The sequence below is a fragment of the Enterovibrio nigricans DSM 22720 genome, assembly GCF_900167155.1.
GTDB lineage: Bacteria > Pseudomonadota > Gammaproteobacteria > Enterobacterales > Vibrionaceae > Enterovibrio > Enterovibrio nigricans.
Genome location: NZ_FUXU01000037.1, coordinates 16,368 through 42,111, shown reverse-complemented (window position 1 = coordinate 42,111; position 25,744 = coordinate 16,368). Strand labels below are relative to the sequence as shown.

Here is a 25,744-nt window from a genome sequence, read left to right as displayed (position 1 = left end):
CTTACAGGACTGGGTATGCCTGAAACTCAGTATATTGCTTAAGAACCGAACAACTTTAGGCTGCCATGTCTTCCAACCGAATTAAGCAACAAAGCCGGTGGAAACGTCACCTTATGTCCTTTTTGGTAAAGGTTTTACGCGTTGAATCCCAGATATTCATTGCCCTACCACCACGAAAGGCGCAGAATAGCGCCCCTTTGGTCCTAAACGCGCCGAATGATCGGCCAACGTTCTACATTGAACGTCATCTTGTTGAGAAATAAATATATGAGTTTTACCTCACTCGGTCTCTCTGCTCCAATTCTTCGTGCCATTAAAGATAAAGGTTACGACACACCGTCTCCAATCCAAGCACAGGCGATCCCTGCCGTATTGGAAGGCAAAGACGTGATGGCCGCAGCGCAGACGGGAACAGGTAAAACGGCAGGTTTTGTTCTTCCAATTCTTGAGCGTTTAAGCCACGGCCCTCGAGCTAAAAGCAACCACGTACGTGCGTTGATTCTAACCCCTACTCGTGAGCTAGCTGCGCAGATCCAAGAAAACGCGGTCGGCTATAGCTGTCATCTTAACTTGCGCTCAAGTGTTGTGTTTGGTGGTGTGAAGATCAACCCACAGTTAATGAGTCTTCGCAAAGGGACTGACATTCTGGTGGCGACACCTGGCCGCTTGTTAGACCTTTACCAGCAAAATGCAGTGAAGTTCTCTCAACTTGAAGTGCTCGTTCTGGACGAAGCAGACCGCATGTTGGACATGGGTTTCTTCCGCGACATCAAACGAATCCTTGATTTGTTGCCAAAGAACCGTCAGAACTTACTGTTCTCTGCAACCTTCTCTGATGAGATTCGCACGCTTGCAAAAGGCTTGGTAAACAACCCAGTTGAAATTTCAGTGACACCAGCGAACTCAACGGCACGTACGGTTGAGCAATGCATCTACCCAGCTGACAAGAAAAAGAAACCAGCGATGCTATCCAAGTTGATCAAAGATGGTAACTGGAAGCAGGTATTGGTATTCACCCGTACGAAACACGGTGCGAATAAATTGTCTCACTTCCTGACGGAAGAAGGCATTACATCAGCCCCTATTCATGGAAACAAAAGCCAAAGTGCACGAACTAAAGCGCTGGCTGATTTCAAAACAGGTGATGTACGCGTTCTCGTTGCCACTGACATCGCAGCACGAGGCATCGATATTCCACAGCTTCCACAAGTGGTTAACTTCGAAATTCCACACGTGTCAGAAGACTACGTTCACCGTATTGGTCGTACTGGTCGTGCGGGGGAATCAGGTAAAGCGATATCATTAGTCAGTGCCGATGAGGCCGATGATCTTTTTGGTATTGAGCGTCTCATCCAACAAGTGCTACCACGACTAGAGTTGCAAGGCTTTAAAACGGATAACACGCTACCAGAATCAAAACTAGATACGCGCCCTATTAAGCCGAAGAAACCTAAAAGACCAAATATGGCTAATGGTGATTCAAAGTTTGCAGGGCAAAAGAAAAAATCAAACTTTGGAAAAAGCAAGCCACGCAACCCTAATCGTACCGAAAAGAAAGAAGGCAGCGCGGCGGATAACAAACCACGTCGCGAGAATGGCAATAAGCCAGCTCAAGGTGGTAATACAAGCGCTCAACCTGCGCGTAAGCCGCAAGGAAATCGTCCTAACCAAGGTAACAATGGTCAAGGTCAATCACGTAGACCCGCAGGCAAAAGCCGTCCTTCAAGTGACAGTGTGAAAACTAGCTGGGGCAACTAATCCCCTCCTCAGTGATGTTTACTCAGTCGTAAACAAGCATCGAAGCGGCATTCATTAGATTGCCGCTTTTTTTATGCACAAATGAAAACCATTTCAAACCCATTAAAATCAAAATATTAAGATAATCCCTCCTGTCAAAATACCTTTAAGATTGATCCTCATTAAGACAACCATACTTAAGTATGACTTTATTACTAGGCATCTCACTATCAATAAACAAATAACAATAGATACACAACTTATACAGTACCATAGTATTAGAAATAGCATATATCATTCATAATAAACAACATATTAATATTTAAAGTGAAAAATACTCCCACAAAATTACGACAATTACATTAGCTACGTACGCATGAATGAATTTAATTATTTAGATGTGGGTTGATGTTTAGGTTTAATAAAAAGAACACGTGCAATCTAATAATTAAAGATTGATGCAATGCATATAAATAACATTCAAATGGTCATTTAATTTCATGAATCATCGTTAAGCCGTTATGGTTCGTTTTTGGTGTTTTTATCGATGCGTAATTTTCAATGCGTATTTCGGTAGGTTATTGGATAGATTTTTATTTGATTTAAAGGAGTGTTTAACGTGAATGGACCATTAAAAAATGTAATGCCGTGGGTGTTGTTAGCTTTGTTACCCGTTTCAGCTCTGGCGCACTTTCAAGTGGTATTGATCCCTGAGACGCTATTGGAAGATGGTGGTACTCAAACACTTAAAATGCCATTCTCACACCCCGCCGATGGCGGGCCAGTCATGCCGATGGAAAAGCCAATATCTCTTCACGTATGGGATAAAGAGGGTTTGAAAGATGTGACGGAGACGCTTCAGCCTCTACGCTGGACAAGTGCCACAAACACGGGAGATGCATGGCAAGCAGAATACAATTTTAAGGCGCTAGGCGACCATATCTTTGTCCTTGCCCCTCAGCCCTATTTTGATAAGCCAGAAAATAAATATATTCAACAGTTTACTAAATCAATCATCAATGTTGGCGCCTTTCCTACGCATTGGGACAAAGAGCTTGGCCTCAATGCCGAAATAGTTCCAATGGTTGCACCGTATGCAATTTTAACAGGCAGTAATTTTTCAGGTGTCGTTAAAAGTAACGGAAAACCTGTTCCTAATGCGGATGTTGAAGTCGAATTTGTAAACTACGACTTAGATACTGAAAACAATAAATACAGTGATGAACAAAAAGTATCATTACCTAGCGATGTTTTTGTAACCCAAACGATTAAGACAGATTCCAATGGCGTGTTTCATTACAGTATACCACACGAAGGATTTTGGGGTTTTTCAGCGCTAGCAGTCGGTTCAGAAAAAGAACTGAATGGTGAAGAACTTTCTCAAGATGCTGTTATTTGGGTTCAAGCCAGAGATTTCAAATAATGCATATAGTTGACGGTGTATTATCGCCAGAAATACTTATCGCTGGCGGCGTTGTTTCAACGCTGTTTGTAGCGATTGGTTTAAAGCAATTAACACCAGAAAAAACACCACAAGCGGCACTATTTTGTGCCGTGTTTTTCGTTGCTTCATTGATTCACCTCCCAGCCTTTTTAACGGCATCCAGCGTGCATTTAATTCTGAGTGGCTTAATGGGAATAACGCTCGGATGGGCAGTTTTTCCTGCCGTAGCAATCGCCATTCTATTGCAGGCGGTATTTTTCGGGTATGGCGGGATTCTCGTACTCGGTGTCAATGTATTCAACATCGCCTTCCCTGCACTTTTGGTCGGACTCGCGTTTAGAAAATTTGCACTGAATAAAGGCCTAACGGCGAAGATGCTCGCCATTATAGGCGGATTAGGGGGTGGCGTTAGCATCATCATGAGCGGTTGTTTAGTGGCGAGTGCCTTGTCTATGTCTGGTGAGAGTTTTCAGCTTGCAGCCAAGTTAGTGTTGATTACAAACGTGCCTGTAGCAATTGTCGAAGCGTTTGTTTCTGGTTTTGCCGTGTATTTTCTCATGAAAGCCAAACCTGATTTTTTCGTTTCTGTCATGCAGTATAGGTAGGATAAATGATGAAGCTATTTGGTGTGCTCCTGATAAACGCGTTGTTCGTGTTTGCCGCCGAGGCGCACAAGGTTGTGCACTTTACGCACGTAGAAGGCAGTGAAATTCATGGTGAGGTTGGTTTTTCCAATGGTGCATTCGCCAGAAAAGGAACAATAGTAGAAGTCTCTGAGGCTGATGGTCAGTCACTGGGCATTGTTGAAGTGGGTGATAAAGGTGATTTTGTATTTATAGCCTCGAAACCTATCGACCACCATTTCAGGGTTAACTTAGGGGCGGGTCATGTAGCAACGTTTGTTGTCGATTCAGAACAACTAGCCTTAAAAGCCTCCGAAAATATCGCGCAAAATGGGCATGTATCGTCCTTTGACTCTCAGGCTTTGCAACAACTTAAACAAATAAGAGAGGACGTTTATCGGCTAGAGAAAACACTCAAAATCTCCGATGTGCTTGCTGCGTTAGGTTTTCTGTTCGGCATGATGGGACTTTGGATGTTTATGAGGAGCTCTCGTGGACAATAAGCCCTCCCAGCATGCTTGGTTGCACCTGTCACGGGAAAACAAACAGTCGTATCTGGATTTGCTTGACCCTCGGGTGCGTGTGGCGGTGGCATTTACATGGGTGTGTGTTTCTTTATCCCTCTCTTCACATCGTAGCTTGAGCATCGCGCTCATGGTGAGTTTTCTCTTTCTGATGATGACGAACCTCAAAGCATCCAAGACCCTCATTCAGGTTGCTGCCGTTGAATCATTCATCATCGCATTGGTTGCTTTGTTGCCGTTTACGACGCCTGGTGAAACATGGTTTACCGTCTTTGGTTTCGATGCAACTTATGAAGGTGCAGAAAAAGCACTTTTCATCCTGATGCGTTCGAATGCATCAATGCTCGCTGTTATTGCTCTTATTGGAACGCTGCCAACATCCACATTCGTTGCGGTATTAAATGCGTTTAAACTTCCGACCAAACTGGTGCAATTGATGGCATTCACGCTGCGTTACATCGATTTGATATTTAAGGAGTATCAGCGAATCCGAAATGCGCTGAAGATCCGTGGGTTTGTCCCTCAAAGAAGCGTTCATACGATGAAAACGTTTGGCTTCGTTATCGGGTCGCTCTTGCTAAATACGTTGGAGCGTTCAGAGCGAACGTTGGATGCAATGAAGTGTCGCGGGTATAGCGGGAAATTCCCTTTCTGTGAAGTTTTCGTTTTCACATTACGAGATTCTCTTTTCCTCTTGGCGATTTTTGGAATGGTTGTTGTGATTTACTCTACTGAATGGGTTTTATAATGATGTTACTTGCTGAGGTGGAAAACGTAAGTTTCCACAGAAATGAACAAAGACAATTTTTTAACGGCCTCGATTTTTCCTGGCAGAGCCATGAAAAAATTGGGATAACCGGTGACAACGGCGCAGGTAAATCCTCTTTTCTCCATATGTTAATGGGATTGACTAAACCTCTTTCAGGAAGCATTAAAATTCTCGGTGAAACCTGTGTCTCTGACCGTGATTTTGTAAACGCTCGCAAACGCCTAGGGCTCTTGTTCCAAAATGCAGATGACCAATTGTTTTGCCCCACTGTCATTGATGATGTTGCGTTTGGCCCGTTAAACCTTGGGTTTGATCAAAAAACAGCGATAGCAAAGGCACAACTTGCTTTGGATAAAGTAGGAAAACGAGACTTGGAGCATCGTATCTGTCATAGCTTATCTGGCGGTGAGAAGAGAATGGTTGCCTTAGCTTGTGTGCTCGCGATGGAACCAGAAGGCTTGTTGTTGGATGAGCCAACTAATGCACTTGATCACGCATCTCGGCATCATCTCATCGATGTTTTAAATCAACTCGATATCGGCATTCTCGTCATCTCTCATGATATGCCTTTCCTTAAGACTGTCGTGCAGCGAAATGTAGAATTAAAACAAGGAAAGTTCTATGAGTGTTGAAAACGAACAACTTGGACTATGGAAAAATAGCCTTTTTGTCCGGCTCTTTTCTGCCAATATTTTCAGCCTTTTAGGCACAGGGATAATGACGGTTGCGTTAAGTCTTTTGGCCTACCAATTACAACCTGATTCTGCCGGTGCTTTATTGGGAAGCCTCCTCGCAGTTAAAATGGTGGCATATCTTCTTGTCGCACCGATCGCAGGGTCTGTTGCTGAAAAATTCTCTCGAAAAGCGTGGATAATTTACGCAAATGTCATGAGGATCGTCGCGATTCTCATGCTTCCTTTTGTCAGCGAAGTTTGGCATGTGTTCGTGATAATTTTCCTGATTAACTCTGCCACGGCTGCATACACACCAATTTATCAAGCTCTCATAGCCGACGTATTGCCAAATGAAAAAGACTATAACGTTGCGATGGGCTATTCGCGGATAGCCTTTGATCTTGAATCGTTGGTGAGTCCAATGTTGGCCGTCTTCTTCTTGCTTTTCATGCCATTCGAACAACTGTTCATCGTGACAGGTATATCCCTTGTTTTTGCTCTTATGTCGTTCCTCTTATCTGCTATACCCACCTTTAAAGCGAATAAAAGCCTCGGAGAGCAAAGCGTATTCAATCGTCTTTTCTTTGGCATAAAATGCTACACGGGAACGCCGAGATTGCGTGGATTGCTTGGGCTGCATTGGGTTGTGTCATGTGGTAGTTCAATGACAATTGTGAATACCGTGGTTTATGTCAGAGAATACTTATCACTTTCTGAGGATCGGGTTGGTTTAACATTAGCGGCCGCAGGCTCTGGTGCCATGTTAATTGCTTTTATCATACCTCGGTTTTTAGACCAAAATAATATCCGTAAGATCATGGTATGCAGTGCGGGGGTTAGTGTCGCCACCCTATTCAGCATTTCATTGCTTCCCTCGTATGCTGGCATGTTGGTACTTTGGTTTATTCAAGGTATGGCGATCAGTGGCATACTCACGCCTTCGGGCCTGTTATTGCGCATGTCTTGCAGCGAAAAAGACCGAACTGCTTACTTTTCATCAAACTTTGCCTTGTCACATGGTTTATGGTTCTTTGCATATCTTGGTACTGGATGGATTGCCGCAACTATCGGGATAGCAAATTGCGCAGTGTTGATGGCAATAGCCTCCTTAGTGGGCCTTTTATATGCGTTAAGCCAATGGCCAAAAGAAAGAAGCTTCTCATTGGAACATCGCCACGACCTTGATTCAAATAACATGATTGAGCATGTGGAAGCGCATGGAAGCCAAGATATAACCAGACGGTCTCAGCAAATTGTCCATACGCATCATTTTGTGCTGGATGAAAACCACAAACATTGGCCATCAAAAAACGTTAAGTAGTCGACAGTGTGGCCGTAGTTACCTCCTCCTGCGGCCTTTTAAAGCCTCATGCCTACGGTGTGGCTTTAACACCAGACATACGACATGGCTTTGAAAAATGTCTATGAAGGAATCGCGTCTAACCACAGTTCCCATTGCTCAAAACAAAAAGCATTCGTTCCCGCAATGACACTTTGAGGTTCAAGGCTACATTGCAGCACGGCTTCACCTTGAAAGGTTGAAGACACGCCACCCGCCTCTGAAAGGATTAAAGACCCTGCCGCGTAATCCCACAGCTTTTGACTGCCATGCAGGTAAATCTGACAACGATTAGAGGCAATCCAACACCAATCTAAAGCACTGGCGCCAAAGCTTCGCTGAGAACGATATGGAGGCTCTGATGCAATGGCTGACGCCAGTGGCGCGGATAGCCGCTTGAAGTCTATTAATGCCATAACCTGTGACAAGTCCTTATTCTCCTGCCACTCATCTATCGCGACATTATTGATAAACGCGCCACTGCCTTTAGCTGCGAAAAAAGCCTCATCTCGGCAAGGATCGTAGACCAATCCCATGACGACTTGTTTATTGATAATTAGCGCGAGAGACGTACAAAAATACGGGATGCCTGAGGCAAAGTTACTTGTTCCATCAAGTGGGTCAAGAACCCACATTGCGTCCGAGTGATGGTTCAGTATTCGTTCCTGTTCCTTAATCGACAATTCTTCGCTAAGCACCGGAATATCTGGCCATCGCTCAAGCAGCTTTTCTGTAATGGCTTTCTCCGACTCTTTGTCGGCCAACGTCACGATCGAATGGTCGTCTTTTTCGTGAACCTTCAGTAAGTCAGTATTACTCGATGCGAAGCGGTTCATGATGTACGTTTGGGCAGTATCACGAACAGCATTCTCGATATACAACGCACACAGTTCGACGGGCATAGAGAGGGTTGATACCAACTCTTGGTATCCATTTTTCATCAGCATATAAATCCCCTTTCGTGCTAAACGAGCATTTTGGGTATGGCGTTTAAGTTGTTGATCACTGAATCAGGGTTGGCACTGCTAATGTCAATGCCATAGTTGTACCCATAGGAAACAGCTACCACCCAGCTGCACGCGCAGCCCTCACATCATTGACCGAGTCTCCCACCATTAACACATTGATAGCGTCGACCCGCATATGTTCAGCGGCCTCAATGATGCCGACGGGAGACGGTTTTGGTTCTGCAACTGAGTCTTGTCCCAGCACAACGGTAAAATAGTGACGAATACCGAGATGATCGAGAACTTCATAGGCCTGCGCCGTGTTCTTGTTGGTAACACAAGCTCTCGGTATATCCATATTTTCAAGTTTTTCCAGGCAATCGGCCACATCAGGATAAAGCTGCGTATTTTGAAATTTTCGGTTTCTCAACGCACGATGGAAAATGGGGTTAGCGATGTTATAGACGTTATCGGACACTTCGCCATCGAGATGGCGGGTAATGATCCTATGGATCAAGCGTTCATGACCATCACCTACCCACCCTCGTATCTCGTCAACGCCACCAAAAGGAAGCCCCAGCTCTGTCATCATTTCTTCAGCGGCAAAAGCCAAGTCGTCTGCGGTATCCACCAGCGTACCGTCTAGGTCGAAACAAATGGCATGAATATTATTGAGTTTCAGCATGGGTTGCTCCTTCTCCATGTGAGATGAAAACAACACAGACGAGAACAACTAGTTAGCTTGTCGGTGCGGTGGAGAGCCGGTTAGCTCCTTGTCCATTTCGATGTGGTAACGATGTACGCGTTCAACTTCTTCTTTAGCACCTATCACGACAGGAATACGCTGATGTAGGTCTTCAGGCTGAACTGAAAGGATTCTTTCTCGGCCTGTCGTGGCTGAGCCACCAGCTTGTTCGATGATGAAACTCATAGGGTTAGCTTCATAAAGCAACCGCAGCCTCCCTTTAGTAACGTTGTCACGATTATCGCACGGATACAGAAAGATACCGCCGCGCATCAAGATTCTATGAACCTCTGCAACCATTGATGCAACCCAGCGAGTATTGAAATTCCTCCCTCTTACGCCATCTTCTCCGGCGACTACTTCATCAATGTAGCGCTTAATTGCAGGTTCCCAGTGTCTCTGGTTCGACATATTGATAGCAAATTCGTTGGTTCGCTCTGGGATCGTGAGTTTAGGGTGGGTCAAAATGAACTCGCCGATATCTTGGTCAAGGGTAAATCCGTTCACACCTTGTCCGGTTGTTAACACAAGATTCGTTGCCGGCCCGTAAAGCACATACCCTGCACATACTTGACGCGTACCTGGTTGAAAAAAGTCTTCTTCTTTTGGTTCTGTGACACCATCAGGGCAACGGAGAATAGAAAAAATAGTGCCGATGGAGACATTCACTTCGGTATTGGAGGATCCGTCCAGCGGGTCAAATACCAACAAATATTTCCCTTTTGGAAAGCGACTGGGTATGGAGTACATGTTTTCCATTTCTTCGGAAGCCATTCCTGCAAGGTTTCCTGACCATTCCATCGCTCTGATCATCACTTCATTTGAAATGATATCGAGTTTTTTCTGTGTTTCGCCCTGAACGTTCTCCGTCTCTGCGCTGCCCAGTACATTGATAAGCTGACCGCGATTCACGTCATCAGAGATCTCTTTGCATGCTGTCACGATAGAGCTAAGCAGCAGTGTAAACTCTCCGGTTGATTCGGGAATGCGTCGCTGTTCTTCGATAATAAATCGTGTAAATGTGGTTCCCTTTCTCATGATGCCTCTCTCCCTAGACTGGCATTTCGCGATTTTTGGCAAACCTGTCGTGCGTCGTTGCAACACTTACACGGTTTGAGCCGTTATAAACCAATTCTTCAATCAATGGCTGCATGATGAGCTCCATGGCAAATCCCATTTTCCCACCAGGTACAACGATATTGTTTCGTCGTGACATGAACGACCCATCAATCATATTCAGAAGGTATTGAAAATTGACGCCAGTCTTTTTCGGGTCTCTGAATCGAATCACAACCATGCTTTCGTCAAGCGTTGGAATATCACGAGCAATAAAGGGGTTAGACGTATCAACCATTGGAACGCGTTGGAAGTTAATGTCCGTTAAAGAAAATTGCGGCGTAATAAAATGCACGTAATCATGCATCCTTCGCAGTATGGTATCCGTTACAGCGTCACGGCTATAGCCGCGTACATTGGTATCACGATGGATTTTCTGAATCCATTCGAGATTAACAATCGGTACTACACCAATCAAAAGATCCACAAAGCGGGCGACATTGCTTTGCGGGGTGACGACGCCGCCATGAAGACCCTCATAAAACAAAAGGTCTGATCCTTCAGGAATAGGTTTCCACTCAGTAAATGAGCCCGCTTTGGTGCTATGAAGCGCGGCTTCTTCTTCATTGTGAATGTAATAGCGACGAAGTGCCGTTCCCGATTCCGCATATGCTGAAAATGTCTTCTCAAGCTCCGCGAAGTCATTACCTTCTGGGCCAAAATGACTGAGATTCTTTCCTTTCTCGTACGCACGCCTTAAACGTTCACGCATTTCTGCCCGATCGTATTTGTGGTAACTGTCACCTTCGATAACAGCCGCATCAAATTGGCTGCGACGAAAAATTTGCTCCATGGCATTTTTAACGGTGGATGTACCAGCGCCGGATGAGCCTGTCACGGCCACAATAGGATGTTTAATTGACATGTTTTTCTCCTTCGATAATCAATCTGATCATTCACTTCAACGAACCGAAGGATCCAATTCGCCACTGGCATATCTTGCCGACATGGTCTCAAGGTTAATGGCTCTGATTTTTGATGCATTTCCGGCACAACCAAACGCTTCATAACGTTCTGTGCAAAGGTCTTTCATTGCGTTAGTTGCAGCGATTAAGAATTTTCGAGGATCAAAGTTGCTTGGATTTTCAGAAAGAAAACGACGAACAGCGCCCGTACTGGCCATGCGTAAATCCGTATCAATATTGACCTTCCTGACACCGTGCTTAATACCTTCAACAATTTCAGACACAGGAACACCGTAGGTTTCCCCCATGTCTCCCCCATATTCGTTGATGATTTGAAGCCAATTTTGAGGGACAGATGAGGAACCATGCATAACAAGGTGTGTGTCAGGAATTCGGGCATGAATCGCTTTTATTCGGTCTATAGCAAGGATGTCACCGGTGGGAGGACGCGTAAATTTGTAGGCACCGTGACTTGTGCCAATCGCAATGGCGAGAGCATCCACACCGGTTCGGCGAACAAAATCAGCGGCTTCTTCTGGATCAGTCAGCAATTGGTCGTGACTAAGTATACCTTCTGCACCAGAGCCGTCTTCTTCACCTGCTGTCCCCGTTTCAAGGGAGCCCAGACAACCCAATTCGCCTTCTACAGATACACCACCTGCATGTGCCATTTCAACAACTTGTCGCGTTACAGTACTGTTATATTCGTAACTGGCAGGCGTTTTCATATCTTCCAGCAATGAACCATCCATCATGACGGACGTAAATCCTTGCTGAATCGATTGAAGACAAACACCGGGTGACGCACCATGATCTTGATGGACAACGACGGGGATATCCGGCCATTCTTCAACAGAAGCAATCATCAAATGTCGAAGAAAACCTGCGCCAGCATACGTCCTTGCCCCTGCAGAAGCCTGAAGAATAACCGGGCTATCGGTGGCGCTCGCCGCCCCCATGATTGCCTGAACCTGCTCCATATTGTTAACGTTAAACGCAGGAACACCGTAACTGTGTTCTGCGGCGTGATCGAGTAATTGCCGTAAACTAATCAAAGCCATAACGCTTTCTCCTTGCAATCGCTGTATTTTTGAATCCTAAGTTCTCACTGGCGCTATATTCACAAGCGTTTGTGAGATAAATATTCAGCGGGCTTGCCACGGCGAATTTATGTTGAATGTTTTACAAGGCGCATCACCGCAGCCCTTTCGATTCACATTACGAGTAAAGCGAAGGTGTCACCAATCAGGAAAAGAAAGAGGAAGCATAAATAAATTTTATGCCCGAAATGGTCTTTCAATAAAAATACTAAATATCAGTAAGATGGGGTTTTTCTGTCGTTTTCTAGATTTTATTACCCTCACAATTTTAAATGTTTTTAATTGATTAATATTCAACTGGTTAATTTAAAATCCGCAAAGAAATATCAAAAAACTCGCCTTCAGAAAATGAATTCTTATCATCATCATAAATAGAAGCAATTTCACTTCTCACCCATTCCACTTAACACTGTTTCTAAGCCAACAACAGGATGGCTGACGACAAGCATTCCTCGAATACAAAAGGACAAGACTATGGCCAAGAGTTATCAAGCAGGTGTTAAGGAGTATCGTGATACATATTGGGAGCCTGACTATATCCCTGCCGATACAGATCTTCTCGCATGTTTCAAAATAGAGCCCCAACCCGGTGTGCCTAGAGAAGAAGCCGCAGCTGCGGTTGCTGCAGAATCATCAACCGGTACGTGGACGACAGTGTGGACAGATTTTCTGACTGATCTCGACTATTACAAAGGACGCGCTTACGCGATTGAAGACGTACCCGGTGATGATTCCTCTTTCTATGCTTTCGTTGCTTACCCTATTGATCTCTTTGAAGAAGGATCGGTAGTTAACGTACTAACATCTTTAGTCGGGAATGTTTTCGGCTTCAAAGCGATTCGCGGTCTCAGACTTGAAGACGTCCGGTTTCCGATTGCTTATGTGAAAACCTGTGGTGGACCACCAAACGGGATTCAGGTCGAGCGAGACAAGATGAACAAATATGGCCGTGCGTTGCTGGGCTGTACGATCAAGCCGAAACTCGGACTCTCCGCGAAAAACTATGGTCGTGCGTGTTATGAAGGGCTTCGTGGTGGGTTAGATTTCACAAAAGATGATGAAAACGTTAATTCACAGCCGTTTATGCGGTGGCGCGATCGCTTTGAATATGTTGCAGAAGCCATTCATCGAGCGGAGCGTGAAACAGGGGAACGTAAAGGCCACTATTTGAACGTGACCGCAGCGACACCCGAAGAAATGTACCGTCGCGCGGAGTTCGCCAAAGAACTGGATATGCCCATTATTATGCATGACTTCCTGACTGCCGGTTTCACGGCAAATACAGGGCTGGCTAATTGGTGTCGCGAAAATGGCATGCTACTTCACATTCACCGAGCGATGCACGCCGTGCTCGACCGCAATCCCCGTCACGGTATTCATTTCCGCGTATTGTCTAAATGTCTTCGCCTCTCCGGCGGTGATCACCTGCATTCAGGTACCGTCGTAGGGAAACTGAAAGGTGACAGAGAGGCAACGCTGGGATGGATTGACATCATGCGTGACCGCGTGATCAAAGAAGACCGTTCTCGCGGTATTTTCTTTGACCAGGATTTTGGTTCGATGCCTGGTGTGCTCCCCGTTGCTTCTGGTGGTATCCATGTTTGGCATATGCCTGCATTGGTCTCCATTTTTGGTGACGATGCGATATTCCAATTTGGCGGCGGAACCTTGGGACACCCTTGGGGTAATGCTGCGGGTGCCGCAGCAAATCGCGTCGCTTTGGAAGCCTGTACGCAAGCGAGAAATGAAGGGAAAAACTTAGAACGTGAAGGCAAAGACATTCTCACTGCTGCAGCGAAACATAGCCCTGAATTGAAAGCTGCAATGGAAACGTGGAAAGAGGTCAAGTTCGAGTTCGACACTGTCGACAAACTTGATGTTGTACACGCCTAACCTCGGGAAATAAGGAGACACACCATGAGTGAAGTAATGGATTATGCGTCGCGTCTTACAGACCGACATAGCCGAAAGTTTGAGACATTTTCTTATCTGCCGAGAATGACGGCCGATCAAATACGCCGTCAGGTGGAGTATATCGTCAGTAAAGGATGGAACCCCGCGATTGAGCATTCTGAACCGGAAGAAGCCAGTGGCTCCTACTGGTATATGTGGAAACTTCCCATGTTCGGCGAAACCAATGTCGACACAATTCTTTCCGAAGCGCAGCTTTGCCATAACCTCAATCAAAACCACCATGTTCGTTTAGTGGGTTATGACAATTTCAAACAGAGCCAAGGGGCGTCAATGGTTATCTACCGCGCGCCTGGCTTCGAGTAACCTCCCTGTCTTATCACGGTAGGGCTTTGACTGGGGTAAGCCTGTAGTCCTTGCTTCCCCAGTCCTTTTTCATAACGTGTTCAGGCATAAGGAGAAATCCATGTCTCAAACAGCGCAGACAGTCACACAACATAGCCAGTATCTGATTGATACAGAGCCATATTACCAAGAAGCGGGCGATGAAATTTCCCTGTTTAAAGCAGCTTATGATTCTCGCATTCCCATGATGCTGAAAGGGCCAACCGGGTGCGGTAAGACGCGATTTATAGAACATATGGCTTGGCGGCTTGGTCGCCCACTCATTACGATATCCTGCCACGAAGACATGACAGCCTCAGATTTGATAGGCCGATACCTTCTGGATGCAAACGGTACCTACTGGCAGGATGGTCCATTGACAACGGCGGCGCGTATTGGCGCGATATGCTATCTCGATGAAGTGGTAGAGGCTCGTCAGGACACCACTGCGGCGATACATTCCCTTACTGACTATCGCCGGACCTTGTCATTAGAGAAAACAGGCGAACTGTTGCACGCCCATGCGGATTTTCAGCTCGTCATTTCCTACAATCCGGGTTACCAGACGTTAATGAAAGACCTTAAAACCTCAACCAAGCAACGGTTTGCAGCGTTGGAGTTCTTGTACCCTGATGCAGACACGGAGGCGACGATCGTTTGCCATGAAACAGGATTACCAAGGGAAACAGCTGACCGACTGATTCAAATCGCCAAACATGCTCGGAATCTCGTTGGACATGGACTTAATGAAGGGATTTCCACACGCCTTTTGGTTTATACGGCACAGCTAATTCAAAAAGGCATTCCCGCTGTTACAGCCTGCCAAATGGCCTTGGTGCGGCCGCTGAGTGACGATGCAGACATTCGCGATACACTCGAAGCAACGGTGTTGGGCAGTTTTTAAGCGATGCGAACGTCACTTAGCAATGCACAGGTCAATCCGGTAGAAAAGATGAATCCTCCAATGGCACGGTAAGGGTAAAGCGGGCGCCGCTCTCAGGTATGTTTTCTGCTGTCAGTTCCCCGCCGTGTTCTGCCATTAACCGGTAACTGATGGCAAGGCCCAATCCGCATCCCTTACCTACCAGTTTGGTGGTGAAGAACGGATCGAAAAGTTGCCCGAGTTGGCTGTCACTGATCCCTGTACCGTTATCAGAAATGCTTATCCAGCCATGACCGTTTTCCGCCGCACACTGAACGATAACAGACGGAATAGCTGCGTTTTCACAAGCATCCAATGCATTGTTCAAGAGATTAACCACGACTTGAACCAATTGCCCTTTGTGTCCGATAACGACGATGTCTTCCAGACGTTCAGCATGAATGTGTTCCTCACAATGTCGACTGGCTGCAACCCATTTTATGGCTAATTCGACGACCTCTTTTAAGTTCAGCGCTGCTTTCTCCGCTTGCTGCTGTGCAGAGAGAAGGCTGAGATCCTGAACAATAGTGCTGACACGGCCTGCAGCCTCCAGAATATCGCTAACCATTGGGGGCATATCGTTGAACATAATATCAATGCCGCTGGTCTTTCTCATTGTTTCAGCCTCTTGGGATTGAGGCGATGCATGAACACGTTCTAAGTACCCTTCTAACTTGTCGAGATTCTTTTTCAGTGCGTGACCATTGCCGATGATAAAGCTGATCGGATTGTTAATCTCATGCGCCACCCCTGCGACCAATTGTCCAAGTGACGCCAATTTCTCCGCTTGGACGAGTTGGTGTTGCGCCGATTTCAATTGCATCAGCGTTGCCGCCAAGGTGTCATTTCGAACTTGTAGTGCTTGTTGATAATACCGTAGTGACAGGTGTGTTTTGATTCTTGCTTTCACCTCCGCCAGATGAATGGGCTTGGTGACATAGTCCAGCGCACCACAATCAAAGGCTCTGAGCTTGTCATCCAGCTCGCTGTAACTGCTGATAAAGAAAACCGGAATGGCCATCAACTGAGGATCTGATTTCAACTTCGCGCATACGTCAAAACCGTTCATATCCGGCATATCAATGTCGAGCAGGATCAAGTCTGGTTGATGGCGTTTAATACCTTCTAATGCATCGCTACCTGACACATAGGGGTGGGTAAAGTAGCCTTCCTCGTTGAGCAATTCACAGAGCATTTCACAAAGCGGTGCAGAGTCATCGACCACAGCAATGACAGGCATTTTGTTTCCTTCTTCTACGCCAACTCGCTGCGTTTGATACTTTGGATCCATAATCTTCCCTACTTACTTACATTGGCATCGAGATATGCCTGTACAACAGCGGTAAGCCGTTCAAATTCACCGACAATCTGTGTCAGGTCTTTGTCAACGATGCTGCGACTGTCACACTGCGCTTCAAGTGTCCCGCTAATTCTGCTCAAACGATCGGCCCCCAATGTTGCCGCGATACCCTTAAGTTCATGAAAGGCGTGTTTTTGAGCATCACGATCAGCAGCGCTGGCTATCCGTTTGAGATCCCCCAAACGAGATTCTCGTTGTGAGAGAAATTTACCCAACATTTTTATATATACAGCCTTGTTTGATCCCAAACGTAGCAACGCGGCGGTTGGGTTGAACGTAGTGAATTTGGCGCATTCATTAATAGAATCACGATTCACTAAATGGTTGGCAATCACCTGAATCAAACGACGAAAATCGACAGGTTTGGGTACGTAATCATTCATTCCTGCCCGAATGCAGGTTTCCGCCATGCTCGCTGTTGTATTTGCAGACAAGGCGATAACGGGAACGGTGTTTCCATTTGGTAGCTTTCTCAATGCTCTAGTCGCTTCAATGCCGTCCATCCCCGTCATACGAAGATCCATCAGGATCAAAGAAAAACATTGCTGTTTAATCGCATCCAGCGCCTCTTCACCTGAGCCTACCTGACTCACTATCATGCCCAGAGACGACAGCAGCTCGCGGATCATTTCTCGATTAATGGTATTGTCATCAACGACCAGCACGTGGCCATTTTTTAGCTCAGTCACGTTAAGTGAGCTGAGATCATCACTCGTATCCGATATGAGCAGATTTGCCTGCATGGCTTCCTGAAGTCGCTCAAATCGCGCTGAAAATTCACACTCAGTACCGAGTCCGTAAGCACTTTGGATATGAATCTCGCCTTTCATCAAGTTAACCAATTTTTGGCTAATCGTTAGTCCCAACCCTGTTCCGCCGAAACGCCGACTGGTTGAAGGGTCTGCCTGATGGTATTGACTGAACAACCGATTTAACTGCGCATCCGTCATGCCTATACCCGTATCACAGACTTTAAATATCAAGGTAGTGCGCTTTTTGGCGCGGGATTTCTTCTGCGAAACAGAGATAGAAACCTCTCCTTTATCCGTGAACTTGATGGCGTTGCCGACCAGATTCACAAGCACTTGTTGTAGACGCAGAGGATCGCCTTTTAGATGGGTAGGGACAGAGGGATCAATGTGCGTTAGAAACGTCAGGCCACGCTTCGAAACATCGAACCACATAACATGCCGTACATTGCTTATCACCTGACGCAAATCAAACGGGACGCTCTCTATTTGAAGTTTACCGGCTTCGATCTTTGACAAGTCCAACACATCGTTAATCAGATGAGAGAGCGAGTGGGAAGCAACATCCACTTTATTGAGGTAGTCCCGCTGTTTCAGCGTCAAATCAGAGTGCAGACATAGTTTCGTAAAGCCTATAATTGCGTTGAGCGGCGTACGAATTTCGTGACTCATCGTCGCAAGGAAATCCCCTTTTGCCTGATTGGCGGCATCAGCCACAGCTTTGGCTTTTTGAAGGGCGATTTCGCTTTGCCGGAGTGCAACTTCCCGTTGCCTCAATTCTGAAATATCCGTGGCCGTCAGCAATATGCCCTGTAGCTTTCCTTGATGACTATAAAACTGTTCCCCTTTTACCAGATAGACTGCCTCAGTAAACTCACCGTCACGCTTATGCAGTGGCGTTTCGAATTCCAAATGGCCACGTTGCGTGATGTAAGACACGACCAAGGAGCCCGACGGTGATTTCACGTTTTCCTGAATATTAGAGAGCACCTCTTTAGGGAACAGCAAATCGATATGAATATGCAGCAATTCTTCTTCAGTCCACCCCAGATCCTGAGTAAATACACGGTTTGCCTGCGTAATGTCCCCCCAATACCAACCACAACCAGAATGCTGTTCATCGCATCGTTAATACTTCGAATGTAGGCATTCAGTTCCAGTAACTGCTTGTTATTCCTTTTTAGCGCATTGCGTTGGGATTCCATCTCCAAAAGAATGTCGTCCATCGCATGCGTTGCTGCTAGCAATTGTTGCTCTCTTGCCTCCGCGGCGGCGTATAGCGCGTCGATTTCCTTTCGCAACTGCGCGTTCTCTTGTTCTGATGAATGCACGGGGACACTGAGTTTTCTGGAAGGCACCGTCATAATAAATACCGTTCCGTTTTTCCGTTTTGCAGCGTAAGACGTTTTACGTAATCAAGGATTGCCGACACAACGTCCTCTAGTACCAGGGTGAGCTCATCAGACAATCCGGGAGAGAAGCTCTCACAAACAGCGGGTTGTACCGCAAGTATCTCTATTTTGGGTGCCGGTGTCACGATGGCGTCGACCGCTTGTAAAAGGTAGCTAACGCCTCCCAGATGGTCGGATACGTTTTGTTTCGTTAGTTCCGATACGGTTTTAAAGCGGAAACTGCCTGCAGACAATCCCAGTTCTGCGGCATCTACAATCAGTACGCTTGAGCAGTGCTCAAAAAGCGGTAAGGCGTTCAACCCAGCAATGCCAGCATCAATCACTTTGACACTTGCTGGAAGCGTTTCTTTGTGCAATCTCGCTGCAATGGCTACACCGATTCCATCATCGCTATGAAGTGTATTACCGAAGCAAAGGATATGGATATTCGTCATACGCTTACACACTAAACCTTAATTTTTTCCCTGTGGGCAGCATGTGCACCGTACACACCAAGCAAGGGTCGTGCGAGCGTATAACGTGTCCGAGCATCAAGGGGTTTTCCATATCATCAATAGGCAACCCAATGACGCTTTGCTCCCAGTGACCGTGCGTCCCCTCTGAATCACGCGGGGACGCATTCCATGCGGTGGGTGTAATAATTTGGTACCGATCAATTACCCCCTCTTTTATGCTGATCCAATGCCCCAACCCGCCGCGTGCAGCTTGTATCATGCCAAACCCTTTGCCATCGACTTCATCTTGAGGATTTGGCGGCAGAAAAAAATCACCATGAATGTCTTCACTCAACGCGTCGACGGTTTCTTTCATTTGCATCAAGCTAAAACCAATTCGCCGTAAACGGGAAAACTGCCTGAGCCACGTTGATGCGCCTTCTTTTTGGTGTAAATCTGTTGTTAATGGGTCACCACCAATAATGAGCTCTGCCATCGGGCCCGTTTGCATCACTCTTCCGTCGTATCTCGGCGCTTTAGCCCATGTATAACGGTCTGACTCACTTTGGTAGTCAGGAATCGTTTCGCCTTTGTGTGGATGGCGACCGCCGTCGTAGTGCCGAAACCAGGAATAACGAACATGCTCTGTGATTGCAGATTGATCGAGTGGCCCTATTTCACCACTGTCACCATCAAATACACCGGCCTGCATGGCATGAGCCTTTGGGTTCAATGGGTCTGAAACAGCACCAAAACTGATCATGCTGGCAGAACCAAATCCTATTTGGTGCAAACCAATCGTTCGGGAGAATCGGGTAAATAAGCCCAATGCGCTGTTCGCTTTATTGCTGTCTTTTTCTAATCCCTCGAAAAAGACGTCACTTTTCGAGAGTGACAGCCAGTTTTCCAATGTGTCACCAATGACGGCAGTTTCGTACCAACGCGTAAGTTTGTTGATGATGTCTCTGGTTTCAATGATTTTGCGTATACTGGGTTTTCCCACAACGCCGCCCGGCAACATATAAGAAGAATGGGGCCACTGGCCGCCAAACAAAGCAACAATACCGACGGCATCCCGACTTTGCTCCAACGCCCCCAAATGATGCCGTCCTTTAAAAGGCGCAAAGGCATCCATAATTTGCGCGTAAAGCGGGTGAGAACGATAAGCCTCATGGCAAAAATCGACCAGAAACATCAAAAAGCTCTGACGAATATCGTTTTGAATGCTTTCTGTCAGTAAACAGAGGTTTCTGATCCGCGTAGCGTTGGGCGGGACGTCAATACCCCATATTTGCTCCAGCGCCAGCGTCGCAGCGTACAAATGTGCCGTACCACAGATCCCGCAGACACGAGGTGTAATTACCGCCGCGTCACGTGGAGCGCGTCCAATCATGATTTGCTCAAATCCACGGTACATCACGCCAATACAGCGTGCATCGACCACCATGCCGTCTTCAACATCCAACTCGAACTCCAAATCACCTTCAACGCGATTTAAATCGATATTCAGCGTCTTTTTGACCATTAAGGCTCCATTTTGCGCTTTTTAACTCGCTCTGGTGCAGCTGCTTTGGCGAGATTTTTATAGGCAATGTAGTTTGCCCGCTCCACGCCTACAGGCAGTTTTGATGGAATTGGGCCTAGCTTTTCCGTCTTAAACAACCCTTCGTCTTCTGGAAATTCAGGGGATGTGCAGCCAAAGCAAGGGACTCCTGCGCGCGTTTTGCTGCTTCTGCCATTCCAAAGGTCGGTGTTGCACGTAGCTTGTGTATATGGGCCTTTGCAACCAAGGTTGAAAAACATACAGCCATTGGTACCAAACTCGGCTTCTTCAACGTCGTACTCGTGGTATTCATTTCGGGTACAACCTTGATGCACCAAAGAACTGAAGAATTCTTTCGGTCGGTTCAACTCGTCTAGCTGAAGAATGATGCCACTGGCGATCATGGCCAGTGTTTTCGTCATGGTGTTCGGGTGTACGGGACAGCCCGCAAGGTTGATGACCGGATACCCTGCACCGCTTCGCCACTCAGGGGGAAGCAAACCACCGGGTTCAGACTTATCCATCTGCAAACCGATACAGTCGGTTGGATTTGGCGGCGCGGCGTGTACACCGCCAAACGCGGCACAAGTGCCCATTGCGAGTACAAACCGCGCCTTCTCTGCCAATTTTAGTACCCAGTTTTTCTTTGCTGTTTTACGAAAAGTGTCAAACATCCCGGAGCCGTTAGGGCCAGTGATTATGCTGCCTTCAATACAGAGGATGTCGAGCGGCAAAGTGCCCTGAATAATGTGATCCATCAAATCGTTCAGGTTGTTTACGCTCTCTACGGACAGCGAAGGCTGCCATAACAATTCAATGGGATAGTCGTTAAGGAGGTCTGAAAATGAAGGTCGATCGGCACTGAGCAGTGCCATGGTGTCTCCACCGCAACTTCCTGTTTGAAACCAAAGCAATGTCATCTTGTCTTTTGCCATCGCTGCTTCCTGCAAAAAACCGTAAGGTAATTATGGTTCAAGCACTGACTGCGTGTTTCCAGATAAAGAAACAGCCGCGGTGACAAGTGCTTGCCCAAACGCTAACCCGCCATCATTCGCGGGAATATGTCGATGTATGAGAACCTCAATCCCGCAATTGGAGAGCTTTTTAGTGGTCAGATCGAGCAACAATCTGTTTTGGAAAACGCCGCCTGTCAGCACCACTTTCGGTGACACACACAACGTTTGGGATAAATGCATCACCATTTGTGAGATCGCCTCTGCGAGACTTTGGTGGAATTTACGTGCAATCACTGTGGATGCAACGCCCTGTTGAATATCATTCAACAGCATCGGCCACATGGGGGCTGGATCCAGCGTGACAGTGTCACCCGGCACAATATCAAACGGATAGGATTCAGCGCAGCCAATGTCGCTTAACGTCGCTAATGCTTCCAGTTTAATCGCCGCTTGTCCTTCATAAGTTTGTGTACCGATGCACACACACAAGGCCGCAGAAACCGCATCGAACAGACGCCCGGCGGACGAGCATTGCGGCGAATTGACGCCAGTTTCTATCATAGCGAGAAGCGTATCGACGGCTCGATTGTCTAAGTGAAGATGGGGAAAATCATGATGTTCAAGAGATGCTTGATGAAGCCTCGCAATAAGATTACGCCAAGGTTGGACAATGGCTTGCGTCGCCCCCGGAAGCGCGGCAGGACGTAGCGCCCCTACTCGCGTATATGAGCGGTAATTCGCGATGAGAAACTCACCGCCCCAAAGTGAACCATCCTCACCGAAGCCCAAACCATCAAAGACCACGCCCAGCACATTGTCATGATCAATAGGCAATTGATTATCGCCCATGCACGCAGCTACATGTGCGTGGTGGTGCTGAACCTCATGAATGAACGCCGGATCAAACGTTGATTTACCGTACTTGGTCGACAGATATTCTGGGTGCCTATCAACGGCGACGCACTGGGGTACAAAACGATACAGCGTTTGGTAGTGCTCCAACATGCGTTCGAAGTCTTCTAATACATTCAAACTTTCGAGATCGCCAATGTATTGGCTCAATATTGCGCCATGCTCTGAAAGCAGACAGAACGCATTTTTAACCTCACCGCCGAGCGCAAGCACCTTGGGTGCAGACTCAAAGCCTTTGGGCAAAGAAATGGGACTGGGTGCCATGCCTCTTGCTCGCCGAAGCAGTTGTAAGCCAGAGTCAGTTTGCCGAAATACCGAATCATCCGCCCTAACGACAATGTCCCTATTGTGCATCAACCAATAATCAGCGATGTCTTTCAAGTCTTCTAGTGCCGCTAGATTATCTGTACATTGCGGATTTCCACTGAGGTTGGCCGATGTCATCACCAAAGGCACGTCGGCGTATCGACACAACAAAATGTGTAGCGGTGAAGGCGGTAGCATAATACCGAGTTCATGAAGTTTTGGGGCGACGGAAGGTGCGATAGCAGGAAATTCGATACCACTATATTCGACACTATCATATTTGACACCGGCGCGTGACGCTGTCACGCGCCCTCTAGGCATGATGACAACAGGGCTGGGCGCACTCTGCAATGCCAAAAGTCCTTCTTGAGATGGCTTACAGTATGTCATGACCTGTTCAGCATCTTTCATCATCACCGCGAAGGGTTTATCAGGTCGCCTCTTACGGGTTCGTAAGCAGTTAACGGCCGTTTCATTCGTTGCGTCACACACCAGATGGAAGCCACCCACGCCTTTCACAGCAACGATTTTTCCCTGCTTAAGAAAATACGCTGCTATTTCAATCGCGTCGCAACCGTCTTTACCATCAGGATGGCATAGCACCTCGGTTTCCCCCGCAGTATGGCCGCATAGCCATACGCTTGGACCGCATTCAGGGCAAGCGATCGGCTGTGCATGAAAACGACGGTCTTCCGGGTTTTTATATTCGTTGAGGCATTGTTGGCAAAGCTCAAAACTCGCCATGCTGGTTTTCGGGCGATCGTAGGGAAGCGACGAGATGATCGTCAGTCTAGGACCGCAATGGGTGCAATTGGTGAACGGATAACGATAACGTCTGCTGCCGGGATCTAACGTTTCATCGATACATGCCTGACAAACCGCAGCATCTGCAGGAATACCAGCGTTGATTTGTGGGGTTTCATGGCTTTCAACAATGCTAAAGCTGTCCGGTGGATGACTTAATTTAACGGTATCGATCTCGATGCTTCTAATAGCCGCCAGCGGCGGACATTCTTGCTTGATCGCGTTGATGAACGCCCTTGCGTGTTCAGCCTCACACCACAGTTCAACGATAACGCCTTCGCCATCATTGAGGACATGCCCTTTCAATGACAGAACGCGAGCCACGCGCCAGACGGCAGGCCGAAAACCTACCCCCTGAACAACGCCACGTATCCTGATTCGGTAACCGGACATAGCCGTGTTTTATATCGCCAGTGAATACATTCCGGTGAGGGCAATCGCTCCCCCCGTTAACGGCATGATCAGGCGTTCAACCTTGAAATAGTGACACATCTTTGCTGCCAAACTGCCGCTGAAGATCAACGCGCCGGATGCCATCAAAAAACCCGCAAAATAGCCCCCAAAGGATGCTGCATAAGGCATTTCTACGCCATGTGCGATACCATGAACTAACGCGAACACACCGGCTAATAGGAAAGATAATCGGGAATAATGATGCTTTCCTGCCACCAGCAGTAGCCCAAGAAAAATAACAGACATCGCTATCCCAGTTTCCATCAGTGGCATCTTTAATCCTGCAAGCGCGATGAATGCACCCAATGCCATCACGGCTAAAAAGGCCACAGGAATCAGCGAGCTTGCCCGCTGGAAGCCTTGACGACTTACCATAACAGCCCATAACCCGACAGCAACCAATGCGATCAAGTGGTCGGCTCCAGTTAAAGGATGAAGTAAGCCTGCCACGAAGCCATTCACTTCATGCCCTGTATGTGCTGATGCTGTTAAAGGCAATAACGCCATCAGGAGTGTTGCCGCTTGAAATCCATTACGTTTCATCTTGATCCTTCCTATTTTCTATCAGCCGTACGGCTGCCAATATCGATACGTTAATTTCGTTCAACAAATTCGAGGCAGTTGATCGCCTGTCAACATGTCAATCATCCGTTCACCGCCAAACGCCGTTTTCATTGAAACGCCCGCTCTGGGCCGTATTGCCGTCGTTGCCTCAACACGCCCTACCACACACGCCTGTTCTGCACCGGGAAACTGACGTATGGCCTCAATGGCTTGTTCTGCGTTCAGCGCGGGAATAATTGCGATGAATTTTCCTTCATTCGCAAGATAAAGTGGATCCAACCCCAATAACTCACAAACGCCTCGTACCTCTTCTCGTACAGGAATAGCTGATTGATCCAGAACGATCCGGACACTGCTGCTCTCAGCAAATTCGTTTAATACTGTTGCAACACCGCCTCTCGTTGCATCACGCAAGCAGTGAACCGAGGTTGCTGCCAACAGCGCACTGACCTCTTGATAGAGTGACCTGCAATCAGATTGCAGTTGAGCCTCTAGCAATAAATCGTCACGCGACGCCATCACGGTGGCACCATGATCGCCCACCCAGCCATTCACAATCACAAGGTCGCCGGGCTTCGCCGCACTGGCGCAGATATTGGTTTGGTAGGGAATGGCACCTACGCCTGATGTGTTGATAAACAGCTTATCTGCCGCACCTTTGTGAACGACTTTTGTGTCGCCAGACACAATGGTGACGCCCGCTTCATCCGCGGCTTTTCTCATGCTTGCAAGAATACGGCGCAAGATATCAAGTGGTAGACCTTCTTCCAAAATAAGGCCGCAAGTCAGAAACAAGGGTTTCGCGCCACACATGGCGAGATCGTTCACTGTGCCGTTTACGGCCAACGTGCCGATATCTCCGCCGGGAAACTCAAGCGGGTCTACAACAAAGGAGTCAGTGGTCATGGCTAACCGATCGCCAAATTGGCTAAATGTACTCAGAGGTAGTCGGGCCTGATCTTCAAGAGGAGCAAGATGGGGATTGTGAAACGCCGAAACGATCTCCCTTTCGACCAGTTCACGCATAGCGATTCCTCCACTACCATGGGAAAGCGTGATGCGTTCAATCTCTTCTGCTTGCAGTAGTTGCTGTTGTAATGCCATAACTGCT

General features: G+C 47.1%; 24 protein-coding genes. 10 read left to right on the top strand and 14 right to left on the bottom strand.

The genetic code is table 11. From position 1 onward, the window contains the following. The first annotated feature begins 267 nt into the window (after positions 1 to 267). From B5D35_RS13760 to B5D35_RS13730, 7 genes are all read left to right on the top strand, one after another. Positions 268 to 1,758 (top strand): DEAD/DEAH box helicase, encoded by a 1,491-nt coding sequence (locus tag B5D35_RS13760; RefSeq protein WP_078753135.1) that lies wholly within the window; start codon positions 268 to 270, stop codon positions 1,756 to 1,758. Positions 1,759 to 2,356: 598 nt separating this feature from the next. Continuing rightward, positions 2,357 to 3,160 (top strand): DUF4198 domain-containing protein, encoded by an 804-nt coding sequence (locus B5D35_RS13755; RefSeq protein ID WP_198557122.1) that lies wholly within the window; start codon positions 2,357 to 2,359, stop codon positions 3,158 to 3,160. After that, positions 3,160 to 3,786 (top strand): cobalt transporter CbiM, encoded by a 627-nt coding sequence (gene cbiM, locus B5D35_RS13750; protein ID WP_078753133.1) that lies wholly within the window; start codon positions 3,160 to 3,162, stop codon positions 3,784 to 3,786. The genes B5D35_RS13755 and cbiM overlap by 1 nt, the downstream gene beginning before the upstream one ends. A 5-nt stretch (positions 3,787 to 3,791) precedes the next feature. Further along, the gene (locus B5D35_RS13745; RefSeq protein ID WP_139367768.1) at positions 3,792 to 4,307 is read left to right on the top strand and encodes a hypothetical protein; all 516 of its coding nucleotides are present in this window, start codon (positions 3,792 to 3,794) and stop codon (positions 4,305 to 4,307) included. Then, a complete protein-coding gene (gene cbiQ, locus B5D35_RS13740; protein WP_078753131.1) occupies positions 4,297 to 5,076 on the top strand; it encodes a cobalt ECF transporter T component CbiQ in 780 nt (259 codons plus the stop codon). Before B5D35_RS13745 ends, cbiQ begins: the two co-directional genes overlap by 11 nt. Continuing rightward, entirely contained in the window at positions 5,076 to 5,729 is a 654-nt protein-coding gene (locus B5D35_RS13735) for an energy-coupling factor ABC transporter ATP-binding protein (RefSeq protein WP_170915180.1), read from the top strand. The genes cbiQ and B5D35_RS13735 overlap by 1 nt, the downstream gene beginning before the upstream one ends. Further along, positions 5,719 to 7,092, top strand: a complete 1,374-nt coding sequence (locus B5D35_RS13730; protein ID WP_078753129.1) for an MFS transporter — start codon at positions 5,719 to 5,721, stop codon at positions 7,090 to 7,092. Before B5D35_RS13735 ends, B5D35_RS13730 begins: the two co-directional genes overlap by 11 nt. A gap of 101 nt (positions 7,093 to 7,193) precedes the next feature. Here B5D35_RS13730 and B5D35_RS13725 read toward each other — a convergent pair whose 3' ends face one another. The 5 genes from B5D35_RS13725 to fba all read right to left on the bottom strand — a co-directional run bounded on the left by B5D35_RS13725 (position 7,194) and on the right by fba (position 11,884). Further along, positions 7,194 to 8,057: an inositol monophosphatase family protein gene (locus tag B5D35_RS13725; protein ID WP_078753128.1), complete on the bottom strand. Its 864-nt coding sequence runs from the start codon at positions 8,055 to 8,057 to the stop codon at positions 7,194 to 7,196. Between the two features lie 115 nt (positions 8,058 to 8,172). Further along, on the bottom strand, positions 8,173 to 8,742 hold the full coding sequence (locus tag B5D35_RS13720; protein ID WP_170915179.1) for an HAD-IA family hydrolase: 570 nt from the start codon (positions 8,740 to 8,742) through the stop codon (positions 8,173 to 8,175). A gap of 48 nt (positions 8,743 to 8,790) precedes the next feature. After that, the gene (locus B5D35_RS13715; RefSeq protein WP_078753126.1) at positions 8,791 to 9,840 is read right to left on the bottom strand and encodes a class 1 fructose-bisphosphatase; all 1,050 of its coding nucleotides are present in this window, start codon (positions 9,838 to 9,840) and stop codon (positions 8,791 to 8,793) included. A gap of 13 nt (positions 9,841 to 9,853) precedes the next feature. Continuing rightward, complete coding sequence (locus B5D35_RS13710; protein WP_078753125.1) at positions 9,854 to 10,783, bottom strand: phosphoribulokinase; 930 nt, start codon at positions 10,781 to 10,783, stop codon at positions 9,854 to 9,856. A 36-nt stretch (positions 10,784 to 10,819) separates the two neighbouring features. After that, positions 10,820 to 11,884: a class II fructose-bisphosphate aldolase gene (gene fba / locus B5D35_RS13705; protein WP_078753124.1), complete on the bottom strand. Its 1,065-nt coding sequence runs from the start codon at positions 11,882 to 11,884 to the stop codon at positions 10,820 to 10,822. A gap of 513 nt (positions 11,885 to 12,397) precedes the next feature. On the opposite strand from fba, the gene B5D35_RS13700 reads away from it, so the two are divergent. The 3 genes from B5D35_RS13700 (at position 12,398) to B5D35_RS13690 (ending at position 15,122) form a co-directional block, all read left to right on the top strand. Next, positions 12,398 to 13,816 carry a form I ribulose bisphosphate carboxylase large subunit gene (locus tag B5D35_RS13700; RefSeq protein ID WP_078753123.1) on the top strand — a complete coding sequence of 473 codons (1,419 nt, stop codon included), beginning with the start codon at positions 12,398 to 12,400 and terminating at the stop codon, positions 13,814 to 13,816. Between the two features lie 24 nt (positions 13,817 to 13,840). Then, complete coding sequence (locus tag B5D35_RS13695) at positions 13,841 to 14,200, top strand: ribulose bisphosphate carboxylase small subunit (protein WP_078753122.1); 360 nt, start codon at positions 13,841 to 13,843, stop codon at positions 14,198 to 14,200. 100 nt (positions 14,201 to 14,300) lie between these two features. Further along, positions 14,301 to 15,122 (top strand): CbbQ/NirQ/NorQ/GpvN family protein, encoded by an 822-nt coding sequence (locus B5D35_RS13690; protein ID WP_078753121.1) that lies wholly within the window; start codon positions 14,301 to 14,303, stop codon positions 15,120 to 15,122. A gap of 31 nt (positions 15,123 to 15,153) precedes the next feature. Here B5D35_RS13690 and B5D35_RS13685 read toward each other — a convergent pair whose 3' ends face one another. The 9 genes from B5D35_RS13685 to hypE are packed head-to-tail and all read right to left on the bottom strand — an operon-like array spanning position 15,154 to position 25,737. After that, entirely contained in the window at positions 15,154 to 16,431 is a 1,278-nt protein-coding gene (locus tag B5D35_RS13685; protein WP_078753120.1) for a hybrid sensor histidine kinase/response regulator, read from the bottom strand. An 8-nt stretch (positions 16,432 to 16,439) separates the two neighbouring features. After that, the gene (locus B5D35_RS13680) at positions 16,440 to 18,215 is read right to left on the bottom strand and encodes a response regulator (RefSeq protein ID WP_078753119.1); all 1,776 of its coding nucleotides are present in this window, start codon (positions 18,213 to 18,215) and stop codon (positions 16,440 to 16,442) included. Beyond that, positions 18,212 to 18,613 carry a hypothetical protein gene (locus B5D35_RS13675; protein ID WP_078753118.1) on the bottom strand — a complete coding sequence of 134 codons (402 nt, stop codon included), beginning with the start codon at positions 18,611 to 18,613 and terminating at the stop codon, positions 18,212 to 18,214. The genes B5D35_RS13680 and B5D35_RS13675 overlap by 4 nt, the downstream gene beginning before the upstream one ends. Continuing rightward, positions 18,610 to 19,095, bottom strand: a complete 486-nt coding sequence (locus B5D35_RS13670) for a hydrogenase maturation protease (protein WP_078753117.1) — start codon at positions 19,093 to 19,095, stop codon at positions 18,610 to 18,612. Before B5D35_RS13670 ends, B5D35_RS13675 begins: the two co-directional genes overlap by 4 nt. A 4-nt stretch (positions 19,096 to 19,099) precedes the next feature. Beyond that, positions 19,100 to 20,620: a nickel-dependent hydrogenase large subunit gene (locus B5D35_RS13665; protein ID WP_078753116.1), complete on the bottom strand. Its 1,521-nt coding sequence runs from the start codon at positions 20,618 to 20,620 to the stop codon at positions 19,100 to 19,102. Beyond that, positions 20,620 to 21,573, bottom strand: a complete 954-nt coding sequence (locus B5D35_RS13660; RefSeq protein WP_078753115.1) for an NADH-quinone oxidoreductase subunit B family protein — start codon at positions 21,571 to 21,573, stop codon at positions 20,620 to 20,622. Before B5D35_RS13660 ends, B5D35_RS13665 begins: the two co-directional genes overlap by 1 nt. 30 nt (positions 21,574 to 21,603) lie before the next feature. Further along, on the bottom strand, positions 21,604 to 24,009 hold the full coding sequence (hypF, locus tag B5D35_RS13655; RefSeq protein ID WP_078753114.1) for a carbamoyltransferase HypF: 2,406 nt from the start codon (positions 24,007 to 24,009) through the stop codon (positions 21,604 to 21,606). Positions 24,010 to 24,018: 9 nt separating this feature from the next. Beyond that, positions 24,019 to 24,612, bottom strand: coding sequence for a HupE/UreJ family protein (locus B5D35_RS13650; RefSeq protein WP_078753113.1), 594 nt, complete (start codon positions 24,610 to 24,612; stop codon positions 24,019 to 24,021). 60 nt (positions 24,613 to 24,672) lie between these two features. Then, positions 24,673 to 25,737, bottom strand: a complete 1,065-nt coding sequence (gene hypE / locus B5D35_RS13645; protein WP_078753112.1) for a hydrogenase expression/formation protein HypE — start codon at positions 25,735 to 25,737, stop codon at positions 24,673 to 24,675. Between the last annotated feature and the right edge of the window lie 7 nt (positions 25,738 to 25,744).

What these genes read in the sequence shown, in the direction of transcription:
- B5D35_RS13760 (WP_078753135.1), top strand. Translation starts at nt 268, where the DNA reads ATGAGTTTTACCTCACTCGGTCTCTCTGCTCCAATTCTTCGTGCCATT.
- cbiM (WP_078753133.1), top strand. Translation starts at nt 3,160, where the DNA reads ATGCATATAGTTGACGGTGTATTATCGCCAGAAATACTTATCGCTGGC.
- B5D35_RS13745 (WP_139367768.1), top strand. Translation starts at nt 3,792, where the DNA reads ATGATGAAGCTATTTGGTGTGCTCCTGATAAACGCGTTGTTCGTGTTT.
- B5D35_RS13735 (WP_170915180.1), top strand. Translation starts at nt 5,076, where the DNA reads ATGATGTTACTTGCTGAGGTGGAAAACGTAAGTTTCCACAGAAATGAA.
- B5D35_RS13730 (WP_078753129.1), top strand. Translation starts at nt 5,719, where the DNA reads ATGAGTGTTGAAAACGAACAACTTGGACTATGGAAAAATAGCCTTTTT.
- B5D35_RS13725 (WP_078753128.1), bottom strand. Translation starts at nt 8,057, where the DNA reads ATGCTGATGAAAAATGGATACCAAGAGTTGGTATCAACCCTCTCTATG.
- B5D35_RS13720 (WP_170915179.1), bottom strand. Translation starts at nt 8,742, where the DNA reads ATGCTGAAACTCAATAATATTCATGCCATTTGTTTCGACCTAGACGGT.
- B5D35_RS13715 (WP_078753126.1), bottom strand. Translation starts at nt 9,840, where the DNA reads ATGAGAAAGGGAACCACATTTACACGATTTATTATCGAAGAACAGCGA.
- B5D35_RS13710 (WP_078753125.1), bottom strand. Translation starts at nt 10,783, where the DNA reads ATGTCAATTAAACATCCTATTGTGGCCGTGACAGGCTCATCCGGCGCT.
- fba (WP_078753124.1), bottom strand. Translation starts at nt 11,884, where the DNA reads ATGGCTTTGATTAGTTTACGGCAATTACTCGATCACGCCGCAGAACAC.
- B5D35_RS13700 (WP_078753123.1), top strand. Translation starts at nt 12,398, where the DNA reads ATGGCCAAGAGTTATCAAGCAGGTGTTAAGGAGTATCGTGATACATAT.
- B5D35_RS13695 (WP_078753122.1), top strand. Translation starts at nt 13,841, where the DNA reads ATGAGTGAAGTAATGGATTATGCGTCGCGTCTTACAGACCGACATAGC.
- B5D35_RS13690 (WP_078753121.1), top strand. Translation starts at nt 14,301, where the DNA reads ATGTCTCAAACAGCGCAGACAGTCACACAACATAGCCAGTATCTGATT.
- B5D35_RS13685 (WP_078753120.1), bottom strand. Translation starts at nt 16,431, where the DNA reads ATGGATCCAAAGTATCAAACGCAGCGAGTTGGCGTAGAAGAAGGAAAC.
- B5D35_RS13675 (WP_078753118.1), bottom strand. Translation starts at nt 18,613, where the DNA reads ATGACGGTGCCTTCCAGAAAACTCAGTGTCCCCGTGCATTCATCAGAA.
- B5D35_RS13670 (WP_078753117.1), bottom strand. Translation starts at nt 19,095, where the DNA reads ATGACGAATATCCATATCCTTTGCTTCGGTAATACACTTCATAGCGAT.
- B5D35_RS13665 (WP_078753116.1), bottom strand. Translation starts at nt 20,620, where the DNA reads ATGGTCAAAAAGACGCTGAATATCGATTTAAATCGCGTTGAAGGTGAT.
- B5D35_RS13660 (WP_078753115.1), bottom strand. Translation starts at nt 21,573, where the DNA reads ATGGCAAAAGACAAGATGACATTGCTTTGGTTTCAAACAGGAAGTTGC.
- hypF (WP_078753114.1), bottom strand. Translation starts at nt 24,009, where the DNA reads ATGTCCGGTTACCGAATCAGGATACGTGGCGTTGTTCAGGGGGTAGGT.
- B5D35_RS13650 (WP_078753113.1), bottom strand. Translation starts at nt 24,612, where the DNA reads ATGAAACGTAATGGATTTCAAGCGGCAACACTCCTGATGGCGTTATTG.
- hypE (WP_078753112.1), bottom strand. Translation starts at nt 25,737, where the DNA reads ATGGCATTACAACAGCAACTACTGCAAGCAGAAGAGATTGAACGCATC.